This is a genomic window from Collimonas sp. PA-H2 (genome assembly GCF_002564105.1).
Classification (GTDB): domain Bacteria; phylum Pseudomonadota; class Gammaproteobacteria; order Burkholderiales; family Burkholderiaceae_D; genus Collimonas.
Map to the genome: position 1 here is coordinate 3,264,103 of NZ_PDBX01000001.1, position 19,290 is coordinate 3,283,392.

The 19,290-nt window shown below is 60.3% G+C and carries 18 protein-coding genes; 8 read left to right on the top strand and 10 right to left on the bottom strand.

The window, feature by feature from the left end; translation table 11 throughout:
- From thiS to thiE, 4 genes are all read left to right on the top strand, one after another.
- On the top strand, positions 1-201 hold the full coding sequence (thiS, locus tag BCF11_RS14960; RefSeq protein WP_098495428.1) for a sulfur carrier protein ThiS: 201 nt from the start codon (positions 1-3) through the stop codon (positions 199-201).
- A gap of 115 nt (positions 202-316) precedes the next feature.
- Positions 317-1,129, top strand: a complete 813-nt coding sequence (locus BCF11_RS14965; protein WP_098495429.1) for a thiazole synthase — start codon at positions 317-319, stop codon at positions 1,127-1,129.
- A 14-nt stretch (positions 1,130-1,143) separates the two neighbouring features.
- Positions 1,144-1,953: a hydroxymethylpyrimidine/phosphomethylpyrimidine kinase gene (locus tag BCF11_RS14970; RefSeq protein WP_098495430.1), complete on the top strand. Its 810-nt coding sequence runs from the start codon at positions 1,144-1,146 to the stop codon at positions 1,951-1,953.
- Between the two features lie 10 nt (positions 1,954-1,963).
- Positions 1,964-2,578 (top strand): thiamine phosphate synthase, encoded by a 615-nt coding sequence (gene thiE, locus BCF11_RS14975; RefSeq protein WP_098495431.1) that lies wholly within the window; start codon positions 1,964-1,966, stop codon positions 2,576-2,578.
- 15 nt (positions 2,579-2,593) lie between these two features.
- Here thiE and BCF11_RS14980 read toward each other — a convergent pair whose 3' ends face one another.
- The 3 genes from BCF11_RS14980 to BCF11_RS14990 form a co-directional block, all read right to left on the bottom strand.
- Positions 2,594-3,091: a Dps family protein gene (locus BCF11_RS14980; protein ID WP_098495432.1), complete on the bottom strand. Its 498-nt coding sequence runs from the start codon at positions 3,089-3,091 to the stop codon at positions 2,594-2,596.
- On the bottom strand, positions 3,084-4,286 hold the full coding sequence (locus BCF11_RS14985; protein WP_098494061.1) for an ISL3 family transposase: 1,203 nt from the start codon (positions 4,284-4,286) through the stop codon (positions 3,084-3,086). The genes BCF11_RS14980 and BCF11_RS14985 overlap by 8 nt, the downstream gene beginning before the upstream one ends.
- 186 nt (positions 4,287-4,472) lie before the next feature.
- Entirely contained in the window at positions 4,473-5,684 is a 1,212-nt protein-coding gene (locus tag BCF11_RS14990; protein ID WP_098495433.1) for an MFS transporter, read from the bottom strand.
- Between the two features lie 167 nt (positions 5,685-5,851).
- On the opposite strand from BCF11_RS14990, the gene BCF11_RS14995 reads away from it, so the two are divergent.
- Positions 5,852-8,131 (top strand): UvrD-helicase domain-containing protein, encoded by a 2,280-nt coding sequence (locus BCF11_RS14995; protein WP_098495434.1) that lies wholly within the window; start codon positions 5,852-5,854, stop codon positions 8,129-8,131.
- A gap of 117 nt (positions 8,132-8,248) precedes the next feature.
- On the opposite strand, the gene BCF11_RS15000 is transcribed toward BCF11_RS14995, so the two are convergent.
- The 4 genes from BCF11_RS15000 to BCF11_RS15015 form a co-directional block, all read right to left on the bottom strand.
- Positions 8,249-9,046 (bottom strand): BPSS1780 family membrane protein, encoded by a 798-nt coding sequence (locus tag BCF11_RS15000; protein ID WP_098495435.1) that lies wholly within the window; start codon positions 9,044-9,046, stop codon positions 8,249-8,251.
- Positions 9,047-9,057: 11 nt separating this feature from the next.
- The gene (locus tag BCF11_RS15005) at positions 9,058-10,014 is read right to left on the bottom strand and encodes a homoserine kinase (RefSeq protein WP_098495436.1); all 957 of its coding nucleotides are present in this window, start codon (positions 10,012-10,014) and stop codon (positions 9,058-9,060) included.
- Between the two features lie 101 nt (positions 10,015-10,115).
- Positions 10,116-10,553 carry a hypothetical protein gene (locus tag BCF11_RS15010; protein WP_098495437.1) on the bottom strand — a complete coding sequence of 146 codons (438 nt, stop codon included), beginning with the start codon at positions 10,551-10,553 and terminating at the stop codon, positions 10,116-10,118.
- 94 nt (positions 10,554-10,647) lie between these two features.
- Positions 10,648-11,385, bottom strand: coding sequence for a TIGR00730 family Rossman fold protein (locus BCF11_RS15015; protein ID WP_098495438.1), 738 nt, complete (start codon positions 11,383-11,385; stop codon positions 10,648-10,650).
- Between BCF11_RS15015 and polA the strand changes: the two genes are divergently transcribed.
- The 3 genes from polA (at position 11,386) to BCF11_RS15030 (ending at position 16,026) form a co-directional block, all read left to right on the top strand.
- A complete protein-coding gene (polA, locus tag BCF11_RS15020; RefSeq protein WP_098495439.1) occupies positions 11,386-14,157 on the top strand; it encodes a DNA polymerase I in 2,772 nt (923 codons plus the stop codon).
- Positions 14,158-14,197: 40 nt separating this feature from the next.
- Positions 14,198-15,082 (top strand): dienelactone hydrolase family protein, encoded by an 885-nt coding sequence (locus BCF11_RS15025; protein WP_098495440.1) that lies wholly within the window; start codon positions 14,198-14,200, stop codon positions 15,080-15,082.
- A gap of 200 nt (positions 15,083-15,282) precedes the next feature.
- Positions 15,283-16,026, top strand: a complete 744-nt coding sequence (locus tag BCF11_RS15030) for a ZIP family metal transporter (protein ID WP_233212682.1) — start codon at positions 15,283-15,285, stop codon at positions 16,024-16,026.
- A 77-nt stretch (positions 16,027-16,103) separates the two neighbouring features.
- Here the strand turns inward: BCF11_RS15030 and BCF11_RS15035 are convergent, their stop codons facing one another.
- The 3 genes from BCF11_RS15035 to BCF11_RS15045 form a co-directional block, all read right to left on the bottom strand.
- Positions 16,104-16,970, bottom strand: a complete 867-nt coding sequence (locus BCF11_RS15035; protein ID WP_098495442.1) for a sulfurtransferase — start codon at positions 16,968-16,970, stop codon at positions 16,104-16,106.
- A gap of 47 nt (positions 16,971-17,017) precedes the next feature.
- Complete coding sequence (locus BCF11_RS15040) at positions 17,018-17,941, bottom strand: DMT family transporter (RefSeq protein WP_098495443.1); 924 nt, start codon at positions 17,939-17,941, stop codon at positions 17,018-17,020.
- A gap of 145 nt (positions 17,942-18,086) precedes the next feature.
- Complete coding sequence (locus BCF11_RS15045; protein ID WP_098495444.1) at positions 18,087-19,190, bottom strand: aromatic ring-hydroxylating dioxygenase subunit alpha; 1,104 nt, start codon at positions 19,188-19,190, stop codon at positions 18,087-18,089.
- Positions 19,191-19,290 lie beyond the last annotated feature (100 nt).

The following is a 19,290-nucleotide window of genomic DNA, read 5'->3' on the forward strand; positions in this document are numbered from 1 at the left end:
ATGGAAATCGTACTCAACGGTGCACCCCATCCGCTGACTGACGGCGAGAGCCTGCAGCAGCTGATCGCGGCGCTGGAACTGGCCGGCAAGGCGGTGGCTGTGGCGGTCAACCGGCAGGTGGTGCCGGCCAGCCTGTGGCCGCAGCGTATCTTGCAGGCAGCCGACAAGGTAGACATCGTGCGCGCCATCGGCGGCGGCTGAAACCGTAGGGTGGGCACTCCGTGCCCACGCGGAAGATGGGCTGCGTCCGGTTGGGCCGTATCCGGCGTGGGCACGGAGTGCCCACCCTACAATTTTCTTTATTAGAGGATTTGTCATGAATCTGAACTCCTCCCCCGAGACGGGGCAAGCAGACACCGGCCTGACCATCGCCGGCAAAACTTACAGCTCGCGGTTGCTGGTCGGCAGCGGCAAGTACCGCGACCTGGAACAGACCCGTGCCGCCACCGAAGCCAGCGGCGCGGAAATCATCACGGTGGCGATCCGCCGCGTCAATATCGGACAGGATCCCAACGCGCCGAATTTGCTGGATGTTGTACCGCCGTCGCGCTACACCATACTGCCCAATACAGCGGGTTGTTATACGGCGGCCGACGCGATTTATACGCTGCAGCTCGGGCGTGAACTGCTGAACGGCCACAAGCTAGCCAAGCTGGAAGTGCTGGGCGATGAACGCACGCTGTTTCCGAACATGCCGGAAACGCTGAAAGCAGCGGAAGCGCTGGTCAAGGACGGTTTCGACGTCATGGTGTATTGCAGCGACGATCCGATCCAGGCCCGCATCCTGGAGGAGATCGGCTGCGTCGCGGTGATGCCGCTGGCGTCGCTTATCGGGTCCGGCATGGGCATCCTGAATCCCTGGAATCTGTCGCTGATTATCGAGCAGGCCAAGGTGCCGGTGCTGGTCGATGCCGGTGTCGGCACCGCTTCAGATGCAGCGATTGCGATGGAACTGGGTTGCGACGGCGTGCTGATGAATACCGCGATTGCCGGCGCCCAGGATCCGATCCGCATGGCGCGCGCCATGCGGCTGGCAATCGAAGCCGGACGCGAAGCCTTCCTGGCAGGCAGGATTCCGAAGCGTTTCGCTGCCTCGCCGTCTTCACCAATGGCCGGACGAGTCAAGTGACCGTGACTGGCGACATGCGCAGCGGCGCCGTGGCGCCGCCTTGCGTGCTGGTGTTTTCCGGCTCGGACCCGAGCGGCGGTGCCGGCATGCAAGCTGACATTACTGCGATCGCTACGCTTGGCGCCCATCCGCTGTCGGTCGTCACGGTGCTGACGGTGCAGGACAATGAACGCGTATTCGGCGTTTATCCGGTGGCCGCCGAACTGGTGCGGCAGCAGGCGCAGGCGCTGGTCGACCGCATCGATATCTCCGCGGTCAAGTTAGGCATCGTCGGCAATCGCGACAATGCCCAAGTGATCGCCGCCATCATCCGTCAGCTGCGTGTGCGGCAGCCTGATTTACCGGTAGTGTTCGATCCGGTGCTGGCGAACGGCCATGGCGACAGCCTGGCCAGCGAAGATCCGATTGCCGCCGTTGCGCCCTTGTTTGAACTGGCCACGGTCATCACGCCGAACCGGCTCGAGGCCGACCGCCTGTGCGGCAGCGAAACCGATCCTGAGCAACAGGCCCGGCTGCTGCTGGAACGCGGCTGCCGGAACGTGTTGCTAAAAGGCGGCCACGGTCCGGAACAGGGCCAGGTCTTGAATCGCTGGAGCAGCCGCAGCCAGTCGCGCAGCTGGAGCTGGCCGCGCCTGCCGGGTGGATTCCATGGCAGCGGCTGCACCCTGGCGGCGGCGCTCTCAGCGCTGCTGGCGCAAGGGCTGGGGATGGAAGCGGCGATCGCCGCCGCGCAAACCTACTGCCAGCGGACCCTGGCGGCATCGTATTCAATCGCCGCCGGCCAGCGCATACCGAACCGTACGCTGCCGTTTCTGAACACTTAAGGAAGAAGCCATGAAGGGTTTATACATCGTCACGCCCGACTGGGATGACACCGCCAGATTGCTGGAAGTCAGCGAGCAAGCCTTGCAAGGCGGCGCGGCATTGCTGCAGTATCGCCACAAGACTGCTGATGCGGCTTTGCGCCAGGAGCAGGCGGAAGCCCTGCTGGCGCTGTGCCGGCGCTACCAGCGTCCTTTCATTATCAACGACTATGTCGAGCTGTGCCTGGCGCTGGATGCCGACGGCATCCACGTCGGCGGCACCGACGCCAGCGTGGCGGAAGTGCGGGCACGGGTTGGTGCGGACAAGATCGTCGGCGCTTCCTGCTACGGTGATCTGGAACTGGCGCACGCGGCGCAGCGCGCCGGCGCCAGCTATGTCGCCTTCGGTGGATTCTATCCGTCGCGTGTGAAGAAATATCCAGTGACCACGCCAGTCGACATCATCACCCGCTCGAATGCAGAAATCGCCTTGCCGAATGTGGTGATCGGCGGCATGACGCAAGAGAACGCGGTGCCGCTGATCGCCGCCGGCGCCGACATGGTGGCGGCCATCAGCAGTGTTTATCTGGCACCGGATCCGGTCGCCGCGGCGAGCAGTTTCGCGGCCTTGTTCAACAACCGTTAAGCAATCGCGGAAGCTTCAGGTCTCCAGCAGGCTGCGCAGCATCCAGGCATTCTTTTCATGCAGTTGCATGCGTTGCGTCAGCAAGTCCGCGGTCGGTTCATCGGCCGCGGCGTCCACCACCGGGAAGATCGAACGGGCCGTGCGCGTCACGGACTCTTGTCCTTGCACCAGCTGCTGGATCATGGCGGTCGCATTCGGCACGCCTTCTTCTTCCGAAATCGAGGTCAGCTTGGCGAACGCCTTGTAAGTTGCAGGCGCCGGATAGCCGAGCGCGCGTATGCGTTCCGCGATCAGGTCCACCGCCAGCCACAGTTCGTTGTACTGGGTCTCGAACATCAGATGCAGCGTATTGAACATCGGCCCGGTCACGTTCCAGTGGAAGTTATGGGTTTTCAGGTACAGGGTGTAGGTGTCGGCCAACAGTTTGCTGAGGCCGTCGGCGATCTTCTTGCGATCCTTGTCGCTGATGCCTATATCGATGACTGCGACGTTCTTTTTTGGTTCTTCACGGATTACCGGGATAGGCGGCTTTAATCTTCAGGAAGAAGAAGGCGCTATCCCGGTATCCGTATGCCATGCGCTTCATCACTTTGATGCGATTGTTAATTCCTTCGAGCTGCCCTGTGTGCATCGGCCAGCGTACCCTGGCTATGATTCCACGCCAGTAGATTTTGAGCTTTTTGGCAAATTTCTGTAGTGGCTCGATGCTACTGTCATGGGCCATCTTTAGCCAGGCGCGCCAGGCGTTGCGCCAATGCCAAGCGCTAGTGGCCTGCCATAGTTCCTTCAGACTGGCCTTCATAATGTAGACCGTCATCAATGCTTTGTTTGCAGCTAGCAGTTCGTCCAATTTCGGCTGCTGCTCGGACGGCACGTTGCTGCGATTGCGCAACAACAGCCATCGGGCGCGCTTGACGACACGCCTCATAGGGAGATCGCCTTTAAGGCGATTGGCCTCGTCCACGCGCACCCTGTCGATCACCTCCCGACCGTATTTGGCAATCACATGAAACAGGTCGTAGACCACTCTGGCTTGCGGGCAATGCAGCTGGACTTCGAGGTCGAAAGCCGTATTCATGTCCATGGCCACTGCCTTTATATCGGCGCAACGCGCCGGCCCTAGCCATTCACAGAACACGCGAATTGCCTCTCTGCTACGACCCTCGCCAACCCAGAGAACGCGGCGCGTGTCGGCATCGAGGACAACCGTGGCATAGCGATGTCCTTTGAACAGCGCGAATTCATCCATCACTAGCCTGGTTGGCTGGGCGTCAGGCAGCTCAGCCAATTTACCCTCCAGGCGTTGTCGGTCGATCTTGCGCACCGTTTCCCAGTGCAGCCCGGACAGCTTGCAGACGTGAGCCGCAGGTAGCTTCTCGCACCATAGACCAACGAATTGGGCCAGACGCTGAGTAATGCGTGCGTGCCGATCCAGCCACTTCACACGCTCGGTGCGTGTGCCACAGGAATCGCAGCGCAGCCGCCGAAGATTCACCTGCAGCCACACAGAATCGCCGAGCATCGGCATGTCACGTATGGTGCGCCAGTAGGTCTCGTGAACTTGGGAACAAGATTGCTCACAGCCGGAGCAAATCATTGGCGCGCCGTCAGTGGGCACAAGGCTGATCCAAGTGCCGTCGTCGCGTCGGTCAAAATTCCAGACGCGAAAGCCTTCCCAGAATGGGAGGTCAAGATTATTATCCGTCATTGAAAGCGGTGGGGTTGGGTAGAAACTGTTGGTCGCACAACAAGTTTAAACTTACTTCACCGCTTTCCCATTTCTAGATTACTTCCCGATAATCCGTGAAGAACCTCTTTTTTACCATGGTGCGGCTCCTTCTAACGATGACGGTTGAACGAGAGACTTGCACCACGATTTTATGTCAATTCAGTCTTAGCTGGCGGCGGCCTGCGAGCGGCGATACATGCTGACCGTCAGCGCCACTGCGGCGAGCGATGCCGCGGCGGCAAACAAATACACCTCGGCATAGCCGAATTCGCTCACGATCAAGCCTGCCAATGGGCCGGTGACGCCCAGCGCCAGGTCCAGGAACACCGAGTAGGCGCCGAGCGCGCTGCCGCGGTTGTTGGCCGGCACCAGGTTCACCGCTTCGACGCCGAGCGCCGGAAATATCAAGGCAAAGCCGAGGCCGGTCAGGGCCGCGCCACACAGTGCAAAAAATGGCGAACCGGCTTGCCACAGCAACAGCAGGCCAAAGGCTTCTATCGAAAAACAGACAATCGAAACACGGAAGCCGCCGAAGCGCGAGATGGTATGGGCGAACAGCAGCCGCGCGCCGACGAAGAAAGTGCCGAACAAGGTCAGCGCAAAAGCCGCGTTCGGCCATTGGTGGCTGGCATAGAACAAGGTGATGAAGGTGGCGATGGAACCGAAGCCGATCGAACCCAGGGCTAGCCCCATGCCATGCGGGAAAACCTTGCGCAATACCCGTCCGAACGGCAAATGCTCGCCGCGCACCACCGCGGTCGCCGCTTTCATGCGTGCCAGCAAGAAGCCTGCGACCGACAGCACGGTGACGGTGACGCCCACCGCCGCCAAGCCCCAGGCGTGGGCAATCACCACGCCGAGCGGGGCGCCGATGGCCAGCGCGCCGTAGGTAGCGATACCATTCCAGGAAATCATGCGGGCCGTGTGCTGCGCGCCCACCCGTCCTATGCCCCAGGTAATGGCGCCGGTGCCGACCATGCTCTCGCCGCAGCCCAGCACCAGGCGGCCGCTCAGCAGGATCGCCAGGCTCAGCGCCGGCATATGGGTAAAGAATGCCGCGATCAGCAGGAACACGCCGCTGATGCTGCAGCCGATCAAGCCGCGCAGGACCGCGGTCTTGGGCCCGACCGAGTCGGCCATGCGTCCGGCCAGCGGCCGGCTCAGCAGGGTCGCCAGATACTGCATGCTGATCGCCAGTCCCGCCAGCACCGAGCTGTAGCCGAGGTCGATGTGGACATAGCCTGGCAGCACCGCCAGTGGAATGCCTATTGCCAAGTAGCAAATAAATGTAAAAAAAGCGGTGGAAACGATGTGGAATGTTACTGCGCTCTCGGACAGCGGCAGGCTGGCGCGGTCGAGACGGACTTCTTCTGACATGATGGGACTTGGTTGAGGTGAGATGGATACAGAGGCGTTGCTGATGATGCAATGCGGTATTTTACCCTTCCAGCCCGGATACTGCTGGCGCCGGCCATCCGGCATAAGTTTACGCTGATATCGCGAGCGATCCTCAGGCAGGCGCGCCCGCAGCTTATAATGTGGGGATGCAAAATCTTCTTCATAACCTCAATCCAGAACAGCTCGCGGCAGTCACCTTGCCTGCGCAATCCGCACTCATCCTGGCCGGCGCCGGCTCCGGCAAGACGCGGGTGCTGACCACCCGCATCGCATGGCTGATCCAGACCGGCCAGGTATCGCCGTCGGGCGTGCTGGCGGTGACCTTCACCAACAAAGCCTCGAAGGAAATGATGACGCGCCTGTCGGCGATGCTGCCGATCAATACGCGCGGCATGTGGATAGGGACCTTCCATGGCCTGTGCAACCGCTTGCTGCGCGCGCACTATCGCGATGCAGCCCTGCCGCAGACCTTCCAGATCCTGGATTCGCAAGACCAGCTGTCGGCCATCAAGCGGCTGCTGAAGGCGATGAATGTCGACGATGAGAAATATCCGCCGCGTAACTTGATGTACTTCATCAACGGCGCCAAGGACCAGGGCTTGCGCGCCAATGAAGTCGAAGCCAATGACGACTACAACCGCAAGTTCGTCGAGCTGTACGACTTGTACGACCAGCAATGCCAGCGCGAAGGCGTGGTCGATTTTGCCGAGCTGCTGCTGCGCACCTATGAACTGCTGAGCCGCAACCAGCCGCTGCGCGAGCATTACCAGTCGCGTTTCCAGCACATCCTGGTGGACGAGTTCCAGGATACCAACGACTTGCAATACAAATGGTTGAAGCTGATGGCCGGCCAGCGCGGCGCGGTATTCGCGGTGGGCGACGACGACCAGAGCATCTACGCTTTCCGCGGCGCCAATGTCGGCAACATGACCGCCTTCGAACATGAATTCCGGGTCGAGAACCTGATCAAGCTGGAGCAGAACTACCGTTCGCACGGCCATATCCTGGACAGCGCCAACACCCTGATCGCCAACAACAGCAAGCGCCTCGGCAAGAACCTGCGCACCGATGCCGGCCATGGCGAGCCGGTCAGGATCTATGAAGCCACCAGCGATTTGCAGGAAGCGCAGTGGATCGTCGAAGAAACCAAGAGCCTGATCAACGATGGCGGCAGCCGCAGCGAAATCGCCGTGTTGTACCGCTCGAATGCGCAGTCGCGCGTGATCGAACATGCCCTGGTGGCGTCGGGTATTCCGTACCGTGTGTACGGCGGCCAGCGCTATTTCGAACGCGCCGAAGTCAAGCACGCGATCGCCTATCTGCAGCTGATGGACAATCCGCATAACGATTCAGCCTTCCTGCGCGTGGTGAATTTCCCGGCGCGCGGCATCGGCGCGCGTTCGCTGGAACAGTTGCAGGACGCGGCCAAGCAATACGGCATTTCCTTGTACGCAGCGGTGCCCTACGTCGCTGGCAAGGCCGGCGCCACGCTCGGTTCCTTCTTGAAACTGATCGAAGGCGGGCGCTTTGAAACCCAGCATCTGCCGCTGCCGGAAATGGTGCAGGTGGTGCTCGACCTGAGCGGCCTGATGCAGCACTACCGCAATGAAAAAGAAGGCGCGGACCGCATCGAGAATCTGGAGCAGCTGGTGAATGCCGCGACCCTGTTTGTGTCGGAAGAAGGATTCGGTATCGATGCGCCGGCCTTGCTTGGCCCCAAGGCGCAAGCCGTGTCAGGAGCGTCCATCACGACTGCCGACGGCATCGAGGTGTTCGACGCCGATGCGCCGCTGTCTGCGGTGATGTCGCCCTTGTCGGCCTTCCTCTCGCACGCATCGCTGGAAGCAGGTAACAACCAGGCCCAGGCGGGCGAGGAAGCCTTGCAGCTGATGACGGTGCACTCGGCCAAGGGCCTGGAGTTCGATGCGGTGTTTATTACCGGCTTGGAAGAGGGTTTGTTTCCGCACGAGAATTCGCAGAAGGAAGACGCCGGCGTGGAAGAGGAGCGGCGGCTGATGTATGTCGCCATCACGCGCGCCAAGAAGCGCCTGTACATGAGCTTCTCGCAGACCCGCATGCTGCACGGCCAGACCCGCTACAACATGCGTTCGCGCTTCTTTGACGAGTTGCCGGAAGACGCGCTGAAGTGGCTGTCGCCGAAGGTGCAGCAGCACAGCTGGTTTGCCAATACCAAGTCAGCCTGGGACGAAGCGCCCGAGAAAGCTGCCAACAATATCTCGAAGAACTTCGGCCGGCGCGATATCGGCTGGCGCATCGGCGAGAACGTCGCCCACCTGAAGTTTGGCGAAGGTGTGATTGTCAATATCGAAGGTAGCGGCGGCAATGCGCGCGCCCACATCAATTTCGGCAAGCATGGCATGAAACTGCTGGATCTGAGTGTGGCGAAGCTGGAGAAGGTCGCGTAGGGTGGGCACTCCGTGCCCACGCGTGACCGTGATAACCGGAGTTCAGACTGGCGTTGCACTGAAAGCATGTACGTTGAGGAAACTCCCGCGTGGGCACGGAGTGCCCACCCTACATTCTTACTCTTGCGTAGGGGTTTCCACGAGCGTCGGCAGATCCATCTCAGGCCTGCCGAAAATGTGGGTATAAGTCGGGTAGAAGGAACAGTACATCACCACCGTCAAGGCAATCGACAGCGGCAGCAGGACCATGATCGTGACAGAGGCATTGCCGATCACCACCGCGATCAGGACGCTGACGATGGCTGGCAGCACTACGCCGATGGCGGCCCACGCCAGGCCGTAGACTGCGAATGCCTTCATCTCGCGCGAGACGGCGAAGAAGCTGTAGAAAATGGCTTTCATCACACCCATCTTTTGCCACATGATCAACGGCGCTGCGTACCAGAACGCCATCGCCGCCGGGATGTAGACCACTGCCGAGAACATCATTGCCAGCGACATGCTGGAATCCTGTATCTCCTTCGGATCGAGCGTAGTCTGGCCGGTCACCGTTTGCCAGAACACGCCGCCGTCGACCAGCGCCGAGGCGGCAATCGCAATGACGGCCGCGACCATGTACAGCATGCCCAGGATCAGCAGTTTTTGCAGTGCGGGCGAACGGAAGCCGACCAGCAGCAGGTTAGGGTAGACGCGCTTGCCTTGTTCGATATTCTGGCAAGCCTGCATGAAGGCCATGGCGAATACCGGCACCAGGATCACCGGCATGATCTGTCCCAGCACCGGGACCCGGTTCAGTCCCAGCATCAGGAACATGTAGGCCAGGAATAAGGTGGAGATCTCGGCCGGCTGCTTGCGGAATAGCGCAAACCCCTCCTTGATCCATATCCATCCGGTTTTGGCAGGCAGTTTTTCCATTGTTTATTTAATCAGTACAGGTTCGGTGCCGGGTGGGCGACGCGCTGCCGCAGGATCCGCTCGAAGTGGCCGGGATCGTGCGGCGTCAGCATTTCTGCGGCGCGTGGCAAATAAAAGTCATACAGCCGCGACAGCCAGAAGCGCAGGGCGGCGGTGCGCAGCATCGGCTGCCAGGCGGCTTGCTCTGCCGCGCTGAAGGGCCGCACGGCATGGTATGCATCCAGCATGGCGCGTACTCTGGCAATGTCAAGCTGTCCGGTCGCCAGGTCGATGCACCAGTCGTTGACGGTGACGGCCAGGTCGAACAGCCAGGTGTCGCAGCCGGCAAAGTAGAAATCGAAAAAACCGCTCAGCTGGTCGCCGTTGAACATCACATTGTTGCGGAACAGGTCGGCATGCACCGGGCCGTTGGGCAGCTGGCGATAGGTTTCCGAGGCGGCAAACGCCTCCTGGAAAGCCATTTCGTCGCGCAGCAGTTGTTGCCCGTCCGCCGGCAGGTAGGGCAGCACCACCGGCGCGGTTTCGCGCCGCCACGGCAGGCCACGCAGATTCGGTTGCCGGATTGGAAAGTCTTGCGCCGCCAGATGCATTTTCGCCAGCATCGCGCCTACCGCTGCGCAATGGACTGGCGCCGGGGCCATCTGGCAAGCGCCTTCCAGTTTGGTGACGATCGCCGCCGGCTTGCCGTGCAGCGGATTGATGATCTGGTCCTGCTGATTGGCGACCGGCGCCGGCACCAGCACTCCGCGGCGCGCCAGGTGGCGCATCAGTTCCAGGTAAAACGGCAGCTGTTCAAAACTGAGATTCTCGAAGATCGTCAGCACATATTCGCCGCGCTCGGTGTCGATGAAGAAATTACTGTTCTCGATACCGGATGAAATGCCCCTGATGGCGAGTGCCTTGCCTAAGGAAAACGGGGGGATCCACTGGGTGAGATCGTCTAGTGTGACGGGGGTAAATACTGCCATGAGAAAAAACCGGGGAAAGACAATGTTCGTCGGAATAAATATGCGGCTAATACGCGGTGGTTCCGCGCATTGGCCGCATGGCTGCTTAAGGGAGTGCCGGACTAGTTCTTGGTCGCGGGCAGCGCCGGCGGCGGCAATCCGGCATCGCTGTCGGACTGCACTGCTTCACCCGGCTTGTGGGCTTTCTGGCCCAGGTCAAATTCCTTGACCTGCCATTGCGCGCCACGCGGCGGCGCATCGGTCGGCCCTAAAGTACCGGCCTGCGATGGCGTCTTCACGTAGTAGGTGCTGCCGCCGCTCGTGACCTTGACTTCATCAACCCGGCCCTGCTTGCGTGTTTGCGTGATGTTGCCGTTATCTTCACCCGGTTTGCGGATGGTGACAGGCGGCGCTTCGCCTTCTTCCAGCTTTTGCAGCTCTGGCGGCGGCGGGGCAGTGGTCTTGGCGGGCGGCGTCGCTTGCTGGGCGCTTGCCAGCAAGGGTGTTGCGAGAGAGGCAAGACAAATTGCCAGCAATGGCCAGACTTTGGATTTATTCATGTGAATTTGGCTACCTTGAGTGGGACAAGACTATGCCTGCATTGTAACAAACCGCCGGCCCCTATAGGCGATAAGGGGCCGGCATGCGCGGTGTTTACAGCAAAACGCCGGTATGGCGGTCGGACTCGGCCATGACGGTTTCGCCGGCCTCGTAGAATTTCACCACGGCAGCAAGAATCTCGGCCGGATCGTCCAGCACCTGGATCAGGTCCATGTCCTTGGCGGCAATCATGCCGTCGCCCACCAGCTGGGTACGGAACCAGTCCAGCAGACCGCTCCAGAATTTGCTGCCGACCAGGATGATCGGGATATGGCGGCATTTTCCGGTCTGGATCAGGGTCAGGACCTCGGTCAGCTCGTCCATGGTGCCGAAACCGCCCGGCAGCACGATGTAAGCGTCGGCATAGCGCACGAAAGCGACCTTGCGGGCGAAGAAATGACGGAAGCTGAGGGAAATATCCTGCCATTTGTTACCGCTTTGTTCATGCGGCAATTCAATGTTCAGGCCGACCGAAGGCGACTTGCCTTCGAAAGCGCCCTTGTTGGCGGCTTCCATCAAGCCCGGTCCGCCGCCTGAAATCACGGCAAAACCTTCGTCGGAAAAGCGCCGTGCAATGTCCTTGCAAAGGGGATAATACGGATTGTCTTCCTTGATCCGCGCCGAGCCGAAGATGGATACCGCTGGATGCAACTCGGAAAGGCGTTCGGTCGACTCGATAAATTCTGCCATAATCGTGAACATATGCCACGATTCGCGCGCCTTTTTCGATGTTGCGCGTTCGATATCCGTCACTTGCCGCAAACGCGGCACATTTTTTCCGTTCAATTCCATATGCAAAAAACCCTGCTGTTAGTTGATGGTTCGAGTTATCTGTATCGCGCCTTCCATGCCTTGCCCGACATGCGCAATGCCGCCAATGAGCCGACCGGCGCTCTGTACGGCATCATAAATATGCTGCGTCGTTTACGCATTGATTACCCCGCAGCTTACCTTGCCTGTGTGTTCGATGCAAAAGGTAAAACTTTCCGCGACGATATGTACGCCGACTACAAGGCCACTCGCGCCTCCATGCCGGAGGACCTGGTTAAACAGATTACGCCTATTCACGCCGCCGTGCGCGCCATGGGCTGGCCGATCCTGATGGTGGAGGGGGTGGAGGCCGACGACGTGATCGGCACTCTGACGGTGCAGGCGGTGCAGCACGGCATGCAGGCAGTGGTCTCGACCGGCGACAAGGATCTGGCGCAGCTGGTCAACGACGACGTCACGCTGATCAACACCATGAACAACGAGACCCTCGACCGTGCCGGCGTGATCGCCAAATTCGGCGTGCCGCCGGAGCGCATCGTCGACTACCTGACCCTGATCGGCGACACCGTCGACAACATCCCCGGCGTCTCCAAGGTCGGCCCTAAAACCGCGGTCAAATGGCTGGCGCAGTACGACACGGTCGACAACGTGATCGCCAACGCCGCCAGCATCGGCGGCGCCGTCGGCGAGAACCTGCGGCAGGTGCTGGACTGGCTGCCGAAGGCCAAGGAACTGGTGACGGTGAAGACCGATTGCGACCTCAGCGCGCATATGGTGTCGATCCCGGAATCGCTGATCGCGCCGGAGCAGGACAAGGACACCCTGATCGACTTGTTCACGCGCTACAACTTCAAGACCTGGCTGCGCGAATTGAGCGCGCCAGCGGCGGCGGCCTCCGCTTCCGCTGGCGGCGCGCCTGTGTCGACGGCCGCCGTTGCCGCCGCCGCGGCTGACGCTCCGGCGCAGAGTAGCCTGTTCGACGCCGTCGAACGGCACTATGAAACCGTGCTGACCGAGGCCCAGCTGGACGCCTGGCTGCAGCGCATCGATAAGGCGGCCTTGACCGCGGTCGATACCGAAACCACTTCGCTGGAACCGATGACCGCGCAGCTGGTCGGCATCTCGCTGTGCTGCGAAGTCGGCAGCGCTGCTTATATTCCGGTAGCCCATCGCTACCAGGATGCGCCGGCGCAGCTGTCGCGCGAACTGGTGCTGCAAAAGATGAAGCCGTGGCTGGAAGACGACAGCAAGCCTAAGGTCGGCCAGAACCTCAAATACGATAGCCATATTTTCGCCAACCAGGGCGTGAGCCTGCGCGGCATCGTCCATGACACTTTGCTGGAATCGTATGTGTTCGAATCGCACCGCAGCCACGACATGGACAGCCTGGCCCTGCGCCATCTGAACCACCAGACCATCACCTTCCAGGAAGTATGCGGCAAGGGTGCTTCGCAGATTGGTTTCGATGAAGTCGAGATCGGCCGCGCCACCGAATATGCGGCGGAAGATGCCGACATCACCCTGCAGCTGCACCTGACCATGTGGCCGCATATCGTCGACGACGCCAAGCTGCGTTTCATCTACGAAAAAATCGAAGTGCCGACTTCGGTGGTGCTGCAAAAGATCGAGCGCAACGGCGTGCTGATCGACGCCAGCCTGCTGGCGACGCAATCGAACGAGCTGGGCAAGCGCATGCTGGAAATCGAACAGCAAGCCTATGACCTGGCCGGCCAGCCGTTCAACCTGAGTTCGCCCAAGCAGTTGGGTGAAATCCTGTTTGAAAAGCTCAAGCTGCCGGTGGTCAAGAAAACCCCGTCCGGATCGCCCTCCACCGATGAAGAAGTGCTGCAGAAACTGGCGGAAGACTATCCCTTGCCGAAGGTGCTGCTCGACTACCGCAGCCTGTCCAAGCTGAAATCCACCTACACTGACAAGCTGCCGAAGATGGTCAATGCGGACACCGGCCGCGTGCACACCAATTATGCGCAGGCGGTGGCGGTCACCGGCCGCCTGGCGTCGAACGATCCCAACCTGCAGAACATTCCGATCCGCACCGCCGAAGGCCGCCGCATCCGCGAAGCATTCGTGGCGCCGGCCGGCAGCGTGATCGTCTCAGCCGACTATTCGCAAATCGAACTGCGCATCATGGCCCACATCTCGGGCGATGAAAACATGCTGCGCGCGTTCGCCGAAGGCGTCGATATCCACCGCGCCACCGCCGCTGAAATCTTCGGGACGACCGCGGCGGAAGTCACCAGCGAGCAGCGCCGCTACGCCAAGGTCATCAACTTTGGCCTGATCTACGGCATGAGCGCATTCGGCCTGGCCGGCAATCTCGGCATCGAGCGCGCGGCGGCGCAAATGTATATCGAAAAATATTTCATGCGCTTCGCCGGCGTCAAGCAGTTCATGGACATGACCCGGGTGCAGGCCAAGTCGCAAGGCTACGTCGAGACGGTGTTCGGACGCCGTCTGTGGCTGCCGGAAATCAATTCGCCGAACGGCCAGCGCCGCCAGGGCGCTGAGCGGGCGGCGATCAATGCGCCTATGCAAGGCACGGCTGCCGACCTGATCAAGCTGTCGATGATCGCGGTGCAAAACTGGATTGAAACAGAACAGTTAAAATCCAAGATGGTCATGCAGGTGCACGATGAACTGGTGCTTGAAGTGCCGCAGGACGAACTGGCGCTGGTGCGGGAAAAGCTGCCGCAACTGATGGCTGGCGTGGCTGAACTAAAAGTGCCGCTGATTGCCGAAGTCGGAGTGGGCAAGAATTGGGACGAAGCGCACTGATGGCGTGATGTCCGGTGGTTAACCTTAAAGGAGAGCTTTGATGGCGAATTTGAAAGAAGATTTCGATAGCCTGGTTGCAAAAACCAGTTTGTCTGACAATGTTGACCGCCGTACTTTTTTGAAGACCACGCTGGGCACCGGCTTCGCCGCGGCGGTGCTGCCGGTATGCGCGCAGACCGTGATCAAGACCGATAGCGCCGGCCTCACCGCCGGTGCGCTGGAAATCCAGATTAACGGCTTGAGCGTGCCGATTTACCGCGCCCAGCCTGAGGGCAAGACCAATCTGCCGGTGGTGCTGGTGATCTCGGAAATTTTCGGCGTGCACGAGCACATCGCCGACATCGCGCGCCGCTTCGCCAAGCTGGGTTACCTGGCGATCGCGCCGGACTTGTTCAAGCGCCAGGGCGACCCGGCCGCCTTCGCCACCATTCCAGAGCTGTACAAGAACGTGATTTCCAAAGTGCCGGACGACCAGGTGCTGGGCGATGTCGATGCTTGCGTGGCCTGGGCCAAGGAAAACAACGGCAATACCGACAAGCTGGCGATCACCGGCTTCTGCTGGGGCGGCCGCGTCACCTGGCTGTATTCCGCCCATAATCCCAAGGTAAAAGCCGCTGCCGCCTGGTATGGCAGCCTGGTCGGCGAAAAGAACGAACTGATGCCGAAGCAGCCGGTGGATATCGCGCCGACCCTGAAAGTGCCGATACTGGGTTTGTACGGCGCCAAGGACCAGGGCATTACGCAGGATCACGTGGCGCAGATGAAGGCGGCGCTAGCCAAGGGCAGCAGCAGGTCGGAAATCGTGGTCTACCCGAATTCCGGCCATGCCTTCAATGCCGACTATCGTCCCAGCTATGTCGAGGCCGACGCCAAGGACGGCTGGAAGCGCACCCTGGCCTGGTTCAAGGAGCATGGCGTCAGCTGAACCAGGCAGGCATCATGGCTATTTGTATCCGGATGCGGCCATCTGGATACAAAATTCCCACCCCTCAGCGGGATAAATGACAGTTAAATTTGCCGAAATGCAGCAGCTGTGTTTTAATTTGCAACATTGTTGCATTTGAAGTTTGTTAGCTGGGGCCAAAAATTAATTCCACACTCGTTTCAATTCTCCTGGCGACTACTATCGCCGGCGTTTTCAGCATTACTGCCGCTGCCATTTTTTCCTTCGCGCTGCTGTCCAAGATGGTCGAGCGCATGGTCAGCCTGTCGGTCGGCATCATGCTGGCTACTTCCCTGCTGCATGCGCTGCCGGAAGCCTTTGAATCCAAGGCCGACAGCCATACGCTGTTCGCGGTGCTGCTGGGTGGCTTGCTAGCCTTTTTCGTGCTGGAAAAATTTGCCATCCTGCGCCACTCCCACCATCACGAGGATGACGGCCACGGCCATCATCATGGCCATGACAAGAAAGAGGCGGGCAAGGCCGGCTGGATGATCCTGGTCGGCGACGGCTTGCACAACTTTACCGACGGTATCCTGATTGCCGCCGCCTTCCTGGCCGATCCGCACCTTGGCCTGATCACCGGCCTGGCCATCATCGTGCACGAGATCCCGCAGGAAATCGGCGATTTCATCGTGCTGCTGAATGCCGGCTTTTCGCGCACCCGTGCCTATGTGTATAACCTGATCTGCAGCCTGATGGCGGTGCTGGGCGGCTTGCTCGGCTACTTCACGCTGGAGCGCGGCATGGAATGGATTCCCTACGTGCTGGTGTTTGCCTCGTCCGGATTCATCTATATCGCCGTCAGCGACCTGATGCCGCAGATGCAGCGCCGCGCCACCTTGCGCGAAACCATTCCGCAGATCCTGCTGATCGGCGCCGGCGTCGCCATTGTCTTGTTCCTGACGCGCCACGCTCATCAGCACTAAGGAAAGACCGGATGAAAAAAACGGGGGAGTGCGCAGCAGCGCAACTCCCCCGTTTCAATTCCTGGGCGGCTGCTTCCTTATGCGCCCCTGGCCACCGGCCGCGTGGCGTCGGCACACCATTCGCTCCACGATCCCGGATACAGCGCGGCGCCATGCAGGCCGGCGATTTCCAGCGCCAGCAGGTTATGGCAGGCGGTCACGCCGGAGCCGCACTGCATGACGGCGGTTTGCGGTTCGCTGATCAGCGCGCCGAATTCCTCGTGCAGCTGATGGCCCGGCTTGAAGCGGCCGTCGGCCTGCAGATTGTCCTTGAAGAAGCGGTTTTTGGCGCCGGGAATATGGCCGCCGACCGGGTCGATGGTTTCATTTTCGCCGCGGAAGCGATCCGGCGCGCGCGCATCGACGATGGTGCGGCGCAGGTTGGTCAGGTTGCTCAGGATGTCATGCGCATTGACGCTGGCGGTCAGCGGCGGCTTGACGCTGATACTGCCGGGCGCCGGCGCCGGTTCTGCCGTCGTCAATCCTTGTCCGGCCGCCTGCCAGGCCGCCAAACCGCCATCCAGCACCGCCACCGAGGCGTGGCCGATGGAGCGCAGCAACCACCACAGGCGCGCGGCATACATGCCGCCCTGGGCGTCGTAGGCAACTACCTGGGTGTCGTCGCTGATGCCCCAGCGGCGCAGCGTCGCAATCAGCGCATCCTGCGCCGGCAGCGGATGGCGGCCCTTGAAGCTGCCGTCGGCCGCCTGCTTGGCGCCGGACAGGTCTTGATCCAGGCTGGCGAAGCGTGCCCCGGCGATATGGCCGGCGTCGTAAGCGCTTCTTCCCGCCGCCGGATCCATCAGGTCATGACGGCAGTCGATGATGACCCAGCCCGGGTTCTGCGCATTCTGCTGCAGGTTCGCCGCAGAAATCAGCGTGGTGTAGGGATGTGCTTGAGACATGGCATTCCTTTTGGTAAGTGTTGATCAGGACACTACAGGAAACAATTTCAGGCAGTGTCGTCAGCCAACGATTTATCTGCCTGCAGCGCTGTCGGTGGACGCGCCTTTCTTTGATTATAAAACGTTGCTAGCAAACCGCCGATAAGGATTACCGTTGTCCCTAGCCAGCCGCGCCAGCCGAGCTGGTCTTGCCAGATGAGAATGCCGAGGATGCTGGAAAAAACGATGCCGGTGTATTGCAGGTTGGCTGTAAGCAACGGGTTGCCGAGACGGTAGGCGCGGGTCATCGCAATCTGGCCGATGGTGGCCGTGATGCTGAGCGCAATCAGCAAACCGAATCCCGCCAGATTGTGGCTATGCATGAAAGGAAAGCTGCCGCCCGGCAAGCCCAGGCATCCGGCCAGGCCGGCAAGGGCGCTGATGGCGGAAAAATAAAACACCACCCGATATTCCGGTTCGCCCAGCTGGCCCAGGCGCCGCACCTGCAGATAGGCGATCGCGGAAATCAGGCCGGAGCCGAGGGCGATCAGGGCCGCCGTGGTTTGTTCAGGGGCGAACGACGGCCGCAACAGTAGCATGACGCCGGCGAAGCTGAGCAAGATGGTGGCTGCCATGCCCCATTCAAAGCGCGCATTGCTGCGCCACCATGCCACGCCGAACAGGATCGCCGCCAGCCATATCGATGAGGTGTAGTTGAGAGTGGTGGCGGTGGCTACCGGCAGCAGGCTGAACGAATAGAACCACATGGCCAGGGAAATCACGCCGATTACGCCGCGCCGCATATGCTCGCGCGGCAACGGGGTTTTCAGGGTGTCGCCCTTGAGGACGACCAGGGCGACGATGAACAGCATGCCGATCACACCGCGGCTGAACAGGATTTCAGAAGTTGAGTAGTGTTCTGAAGCAAGCTTGACGCAGACCCCCATGAGGGAAAACATGAGGCTGGCAAAGAGCATCCAGAGTGATTGCATGGGAAAAGTCTAGCAAGGGGCCGTGTTACAGTCATTTTGACTGATTCTCGCGCCGTTACGTGTGTCCGCAAAAAAATAAAAGGCCGGAGCTGATTCGCTGTCAGTGGCGAACCGGCTCCGGCCCCGGGTACAGATTTGGCAGGACCTAGACCAGGCCGGCCTGGCTGCGGTACCACTCATGGAAATGCTGCATGCCGTCTTCCATTGGCGACTGGTAAGGACCCACTTCGCTGACGCCGCGCTCCATCAGGATGCGCCGGCCGGCATCCATGCGCAGGGCGATTTCATCGTCCTCGACGCAGGTTTCCATATAGGCGGCGCGTTCCGCTTCGACCATTTCGCGCTCAAACAGGGCGATTTCTTCCGGATAGTAGAATTCCACCACATTGGTGGTCTTCTGCGGGCCGCGCGGCCACAGCGTCGACACCACCAGCACGTGCGGATACCACTCCACCATGATGTTCGGATACAGCGTCAGCCAGATCGCGCCGAACTTGGGCGCCTGGCCGTTGTTGAACTTGAGGACCTGTTCCTGCCACTTCTTGTAGGCCGGCGAACCGGATTTCGCCAGGCCGTGGTTGACGCCCACGGTCTGTACGCTGTAATCCTTGCCAAACTGCCATTGCAGATCGTCGCAGCTGACAAAGCTGCCGAGGCCGGGATGGAAGGGCTCGACGTGATAATCCTCCAGGTAAACCTCGATGAAGGTTTTCCAGTTGTAGTCGCACTCGTGCACTTCGACGTGATCGAACAGGTAGCCGCTGAAATCGAGATCCTTGGCCACGCCCAGCTGCGCCAGCTTTTCGCCGACATGGAAAGCGTTCTGCTCGAACAGCAAGCCGTTCCAGTTTTGCAAAGGCGTCTTGGACAGGTTCATGCAAGGCGTCTCGCCGAAATGCGGCGCGCCTATCAGTTCGCCCTTGAGATCGTAAGTCCAGCGATGCAGCGGACAGACGATATTGCGGGTATTGCCGCGGCCGTCGAACATCTTCGCCTGGCGATGGCGGCAGACGTTGGAAATCAGCTCGATGCCCTGCGGATTGCGCACCAGCATGCGGCCTTCGTTTTCAGAAGCCAGCGTGGCGTAATCGCCGACGTTGGGCACCATCAGCTCATGGCCGACATAGCGCGGGCCATTCTGAAAGAGTTGCTGGATTTCGCGCTTTAACAGCGCTTCGTCAAAGTAGACGTTGACCGGAAGTTGCGCATCGGAGCGCGCGAGCTTGGTAATAGAAGCCAGATCGGACATCCCTCCACCCCCAAATGTGTTGTATCAACCTAAGAGAGAAAGAATCCGCAAAAACCTGTGTTCAAATAATATGAAACGGAAATTTTGGACAGAACCGAGG

What these genes read in the sequence shown, in the direction of transcription:
- thiE (WP_098495431.1), top strand. Translation starts at nt 1,964, where the DNA reads ATGAAGGGTTTATACATCGTCACGCCCGACTGGGATGACACCGCCAGA.
- thiS (WP_098495428.1), top strand. Translation starts at nt 1, where the DNA reads ATGGAAATCGTACTCAACGGTGCACCCCATCCGCTGACTGACGGCGAG.
- BCF11_RS15015 (WP_098495438.1), bottom strand. Translation starts at nt 11,385, where the DNA reads ATGGAATTGAACGGAAAAAATGTGCCGCGTTTGCGGCAAGTGACGGAT.
- BCF11_RS14985 (WP_098494061.1), bottom strand. Translation starts at nt 4,286, where the DNA reads ATGACGGATAATAATCTTGACCTCCCATTCTGGGAAGGCTTTCGCGTC.
- BCF11_RS14995 (WP_098495434.1), top strand. Translation starts at nt 5,852, where the DNA reads ATGCAAAATCTTCTTCATAACCTCAATCCAGAACAGCTCGCGGCAGTC.
- BCF11_RS15005 (WP_098495436.1), bottom strand. Translation starts at nt 10,014, where the DNA reads ATGGCAGTATTTACCCCCGTCACACTAGACGATCTCACCCAGTGGATC.
- BCF11_RS15035 (WP_098495442.1), bottom strand. Translation starts at nt 16,970, where the DNA reads ATGTCTCAAGCACATCCCTACACCACGCTGATTTCTGCGGCGAACCTG.
- BCF11_RS15010 (WP_098495437.1), bottom strand. Translation starts at nt 10,553, where the DNA reads ATGAATAAATCCAAAGTCTGGCCATTGCTGGCAATTTGTCTTGCCTCT.
- BCF11_RS15000 (WP_098495435.1), bottom strand. Translation starts at nt 9,046, where the DNA reads ATGGAAAAACTGCCTGCCAAAACCGGATGGATATGGATCAAGGAGGGG.
- polA (WP_098495439.1), top strand. Translation starts at nt 11,386, where the DNA reads ATGCAAAAAACCCTGCTGTTAGTTGATGGTTCGAGTTATCTGTATCGC.
- BCF11_RS15045 (WP_098495444.1), bottom strand. Translation starts at nt 19,190, where the DNA reads ATGTCCGATCTGGCTTCTATTACCAAGCTCGCGCGCTCCGATGCGCAA.
- BCF11_RS14990 (WP_098495433.1), bottom strand. Translation starts at nt 5,684, where the DNA reads ATGTCAGAAGAAGTCCGTCTCGACCGCGCCAGCCTGCCGCTGTCCGAG.
- BCF11_RS15040 (WP_098495443.1), bottom strand. Translation starts at nt 17,941, where the DNA reads ATGCAATCACTCTGGATGCTCTTTGCCAGCCTCATGTTTTCCCTCATG.
- BCF11_RS15025 (WP_098495440.1), top strand. Translation starts at nt 14,198, where the DNA reads ATGGCGAATTTGAAAGAAGATTTCGATAGCCTGGTTGCAAAAACCAGT.
- BCF11_RS14965 (WP_098495429.1), top strand. Translation starts at nt 317, where the DNA reads ATGAATCTGAACTCCTCCCCCGAGACGGGGCAAGCAGACACCGGCCTG.
- BCF11_RS14970 (WP_098495430.1), top strand. Translation starts at nt 1,144, where the DNA reads ATGCGCAGCGGCGCCGTGGCGCCGCCTTGCGTGCTGGTGTTTTCCGGC.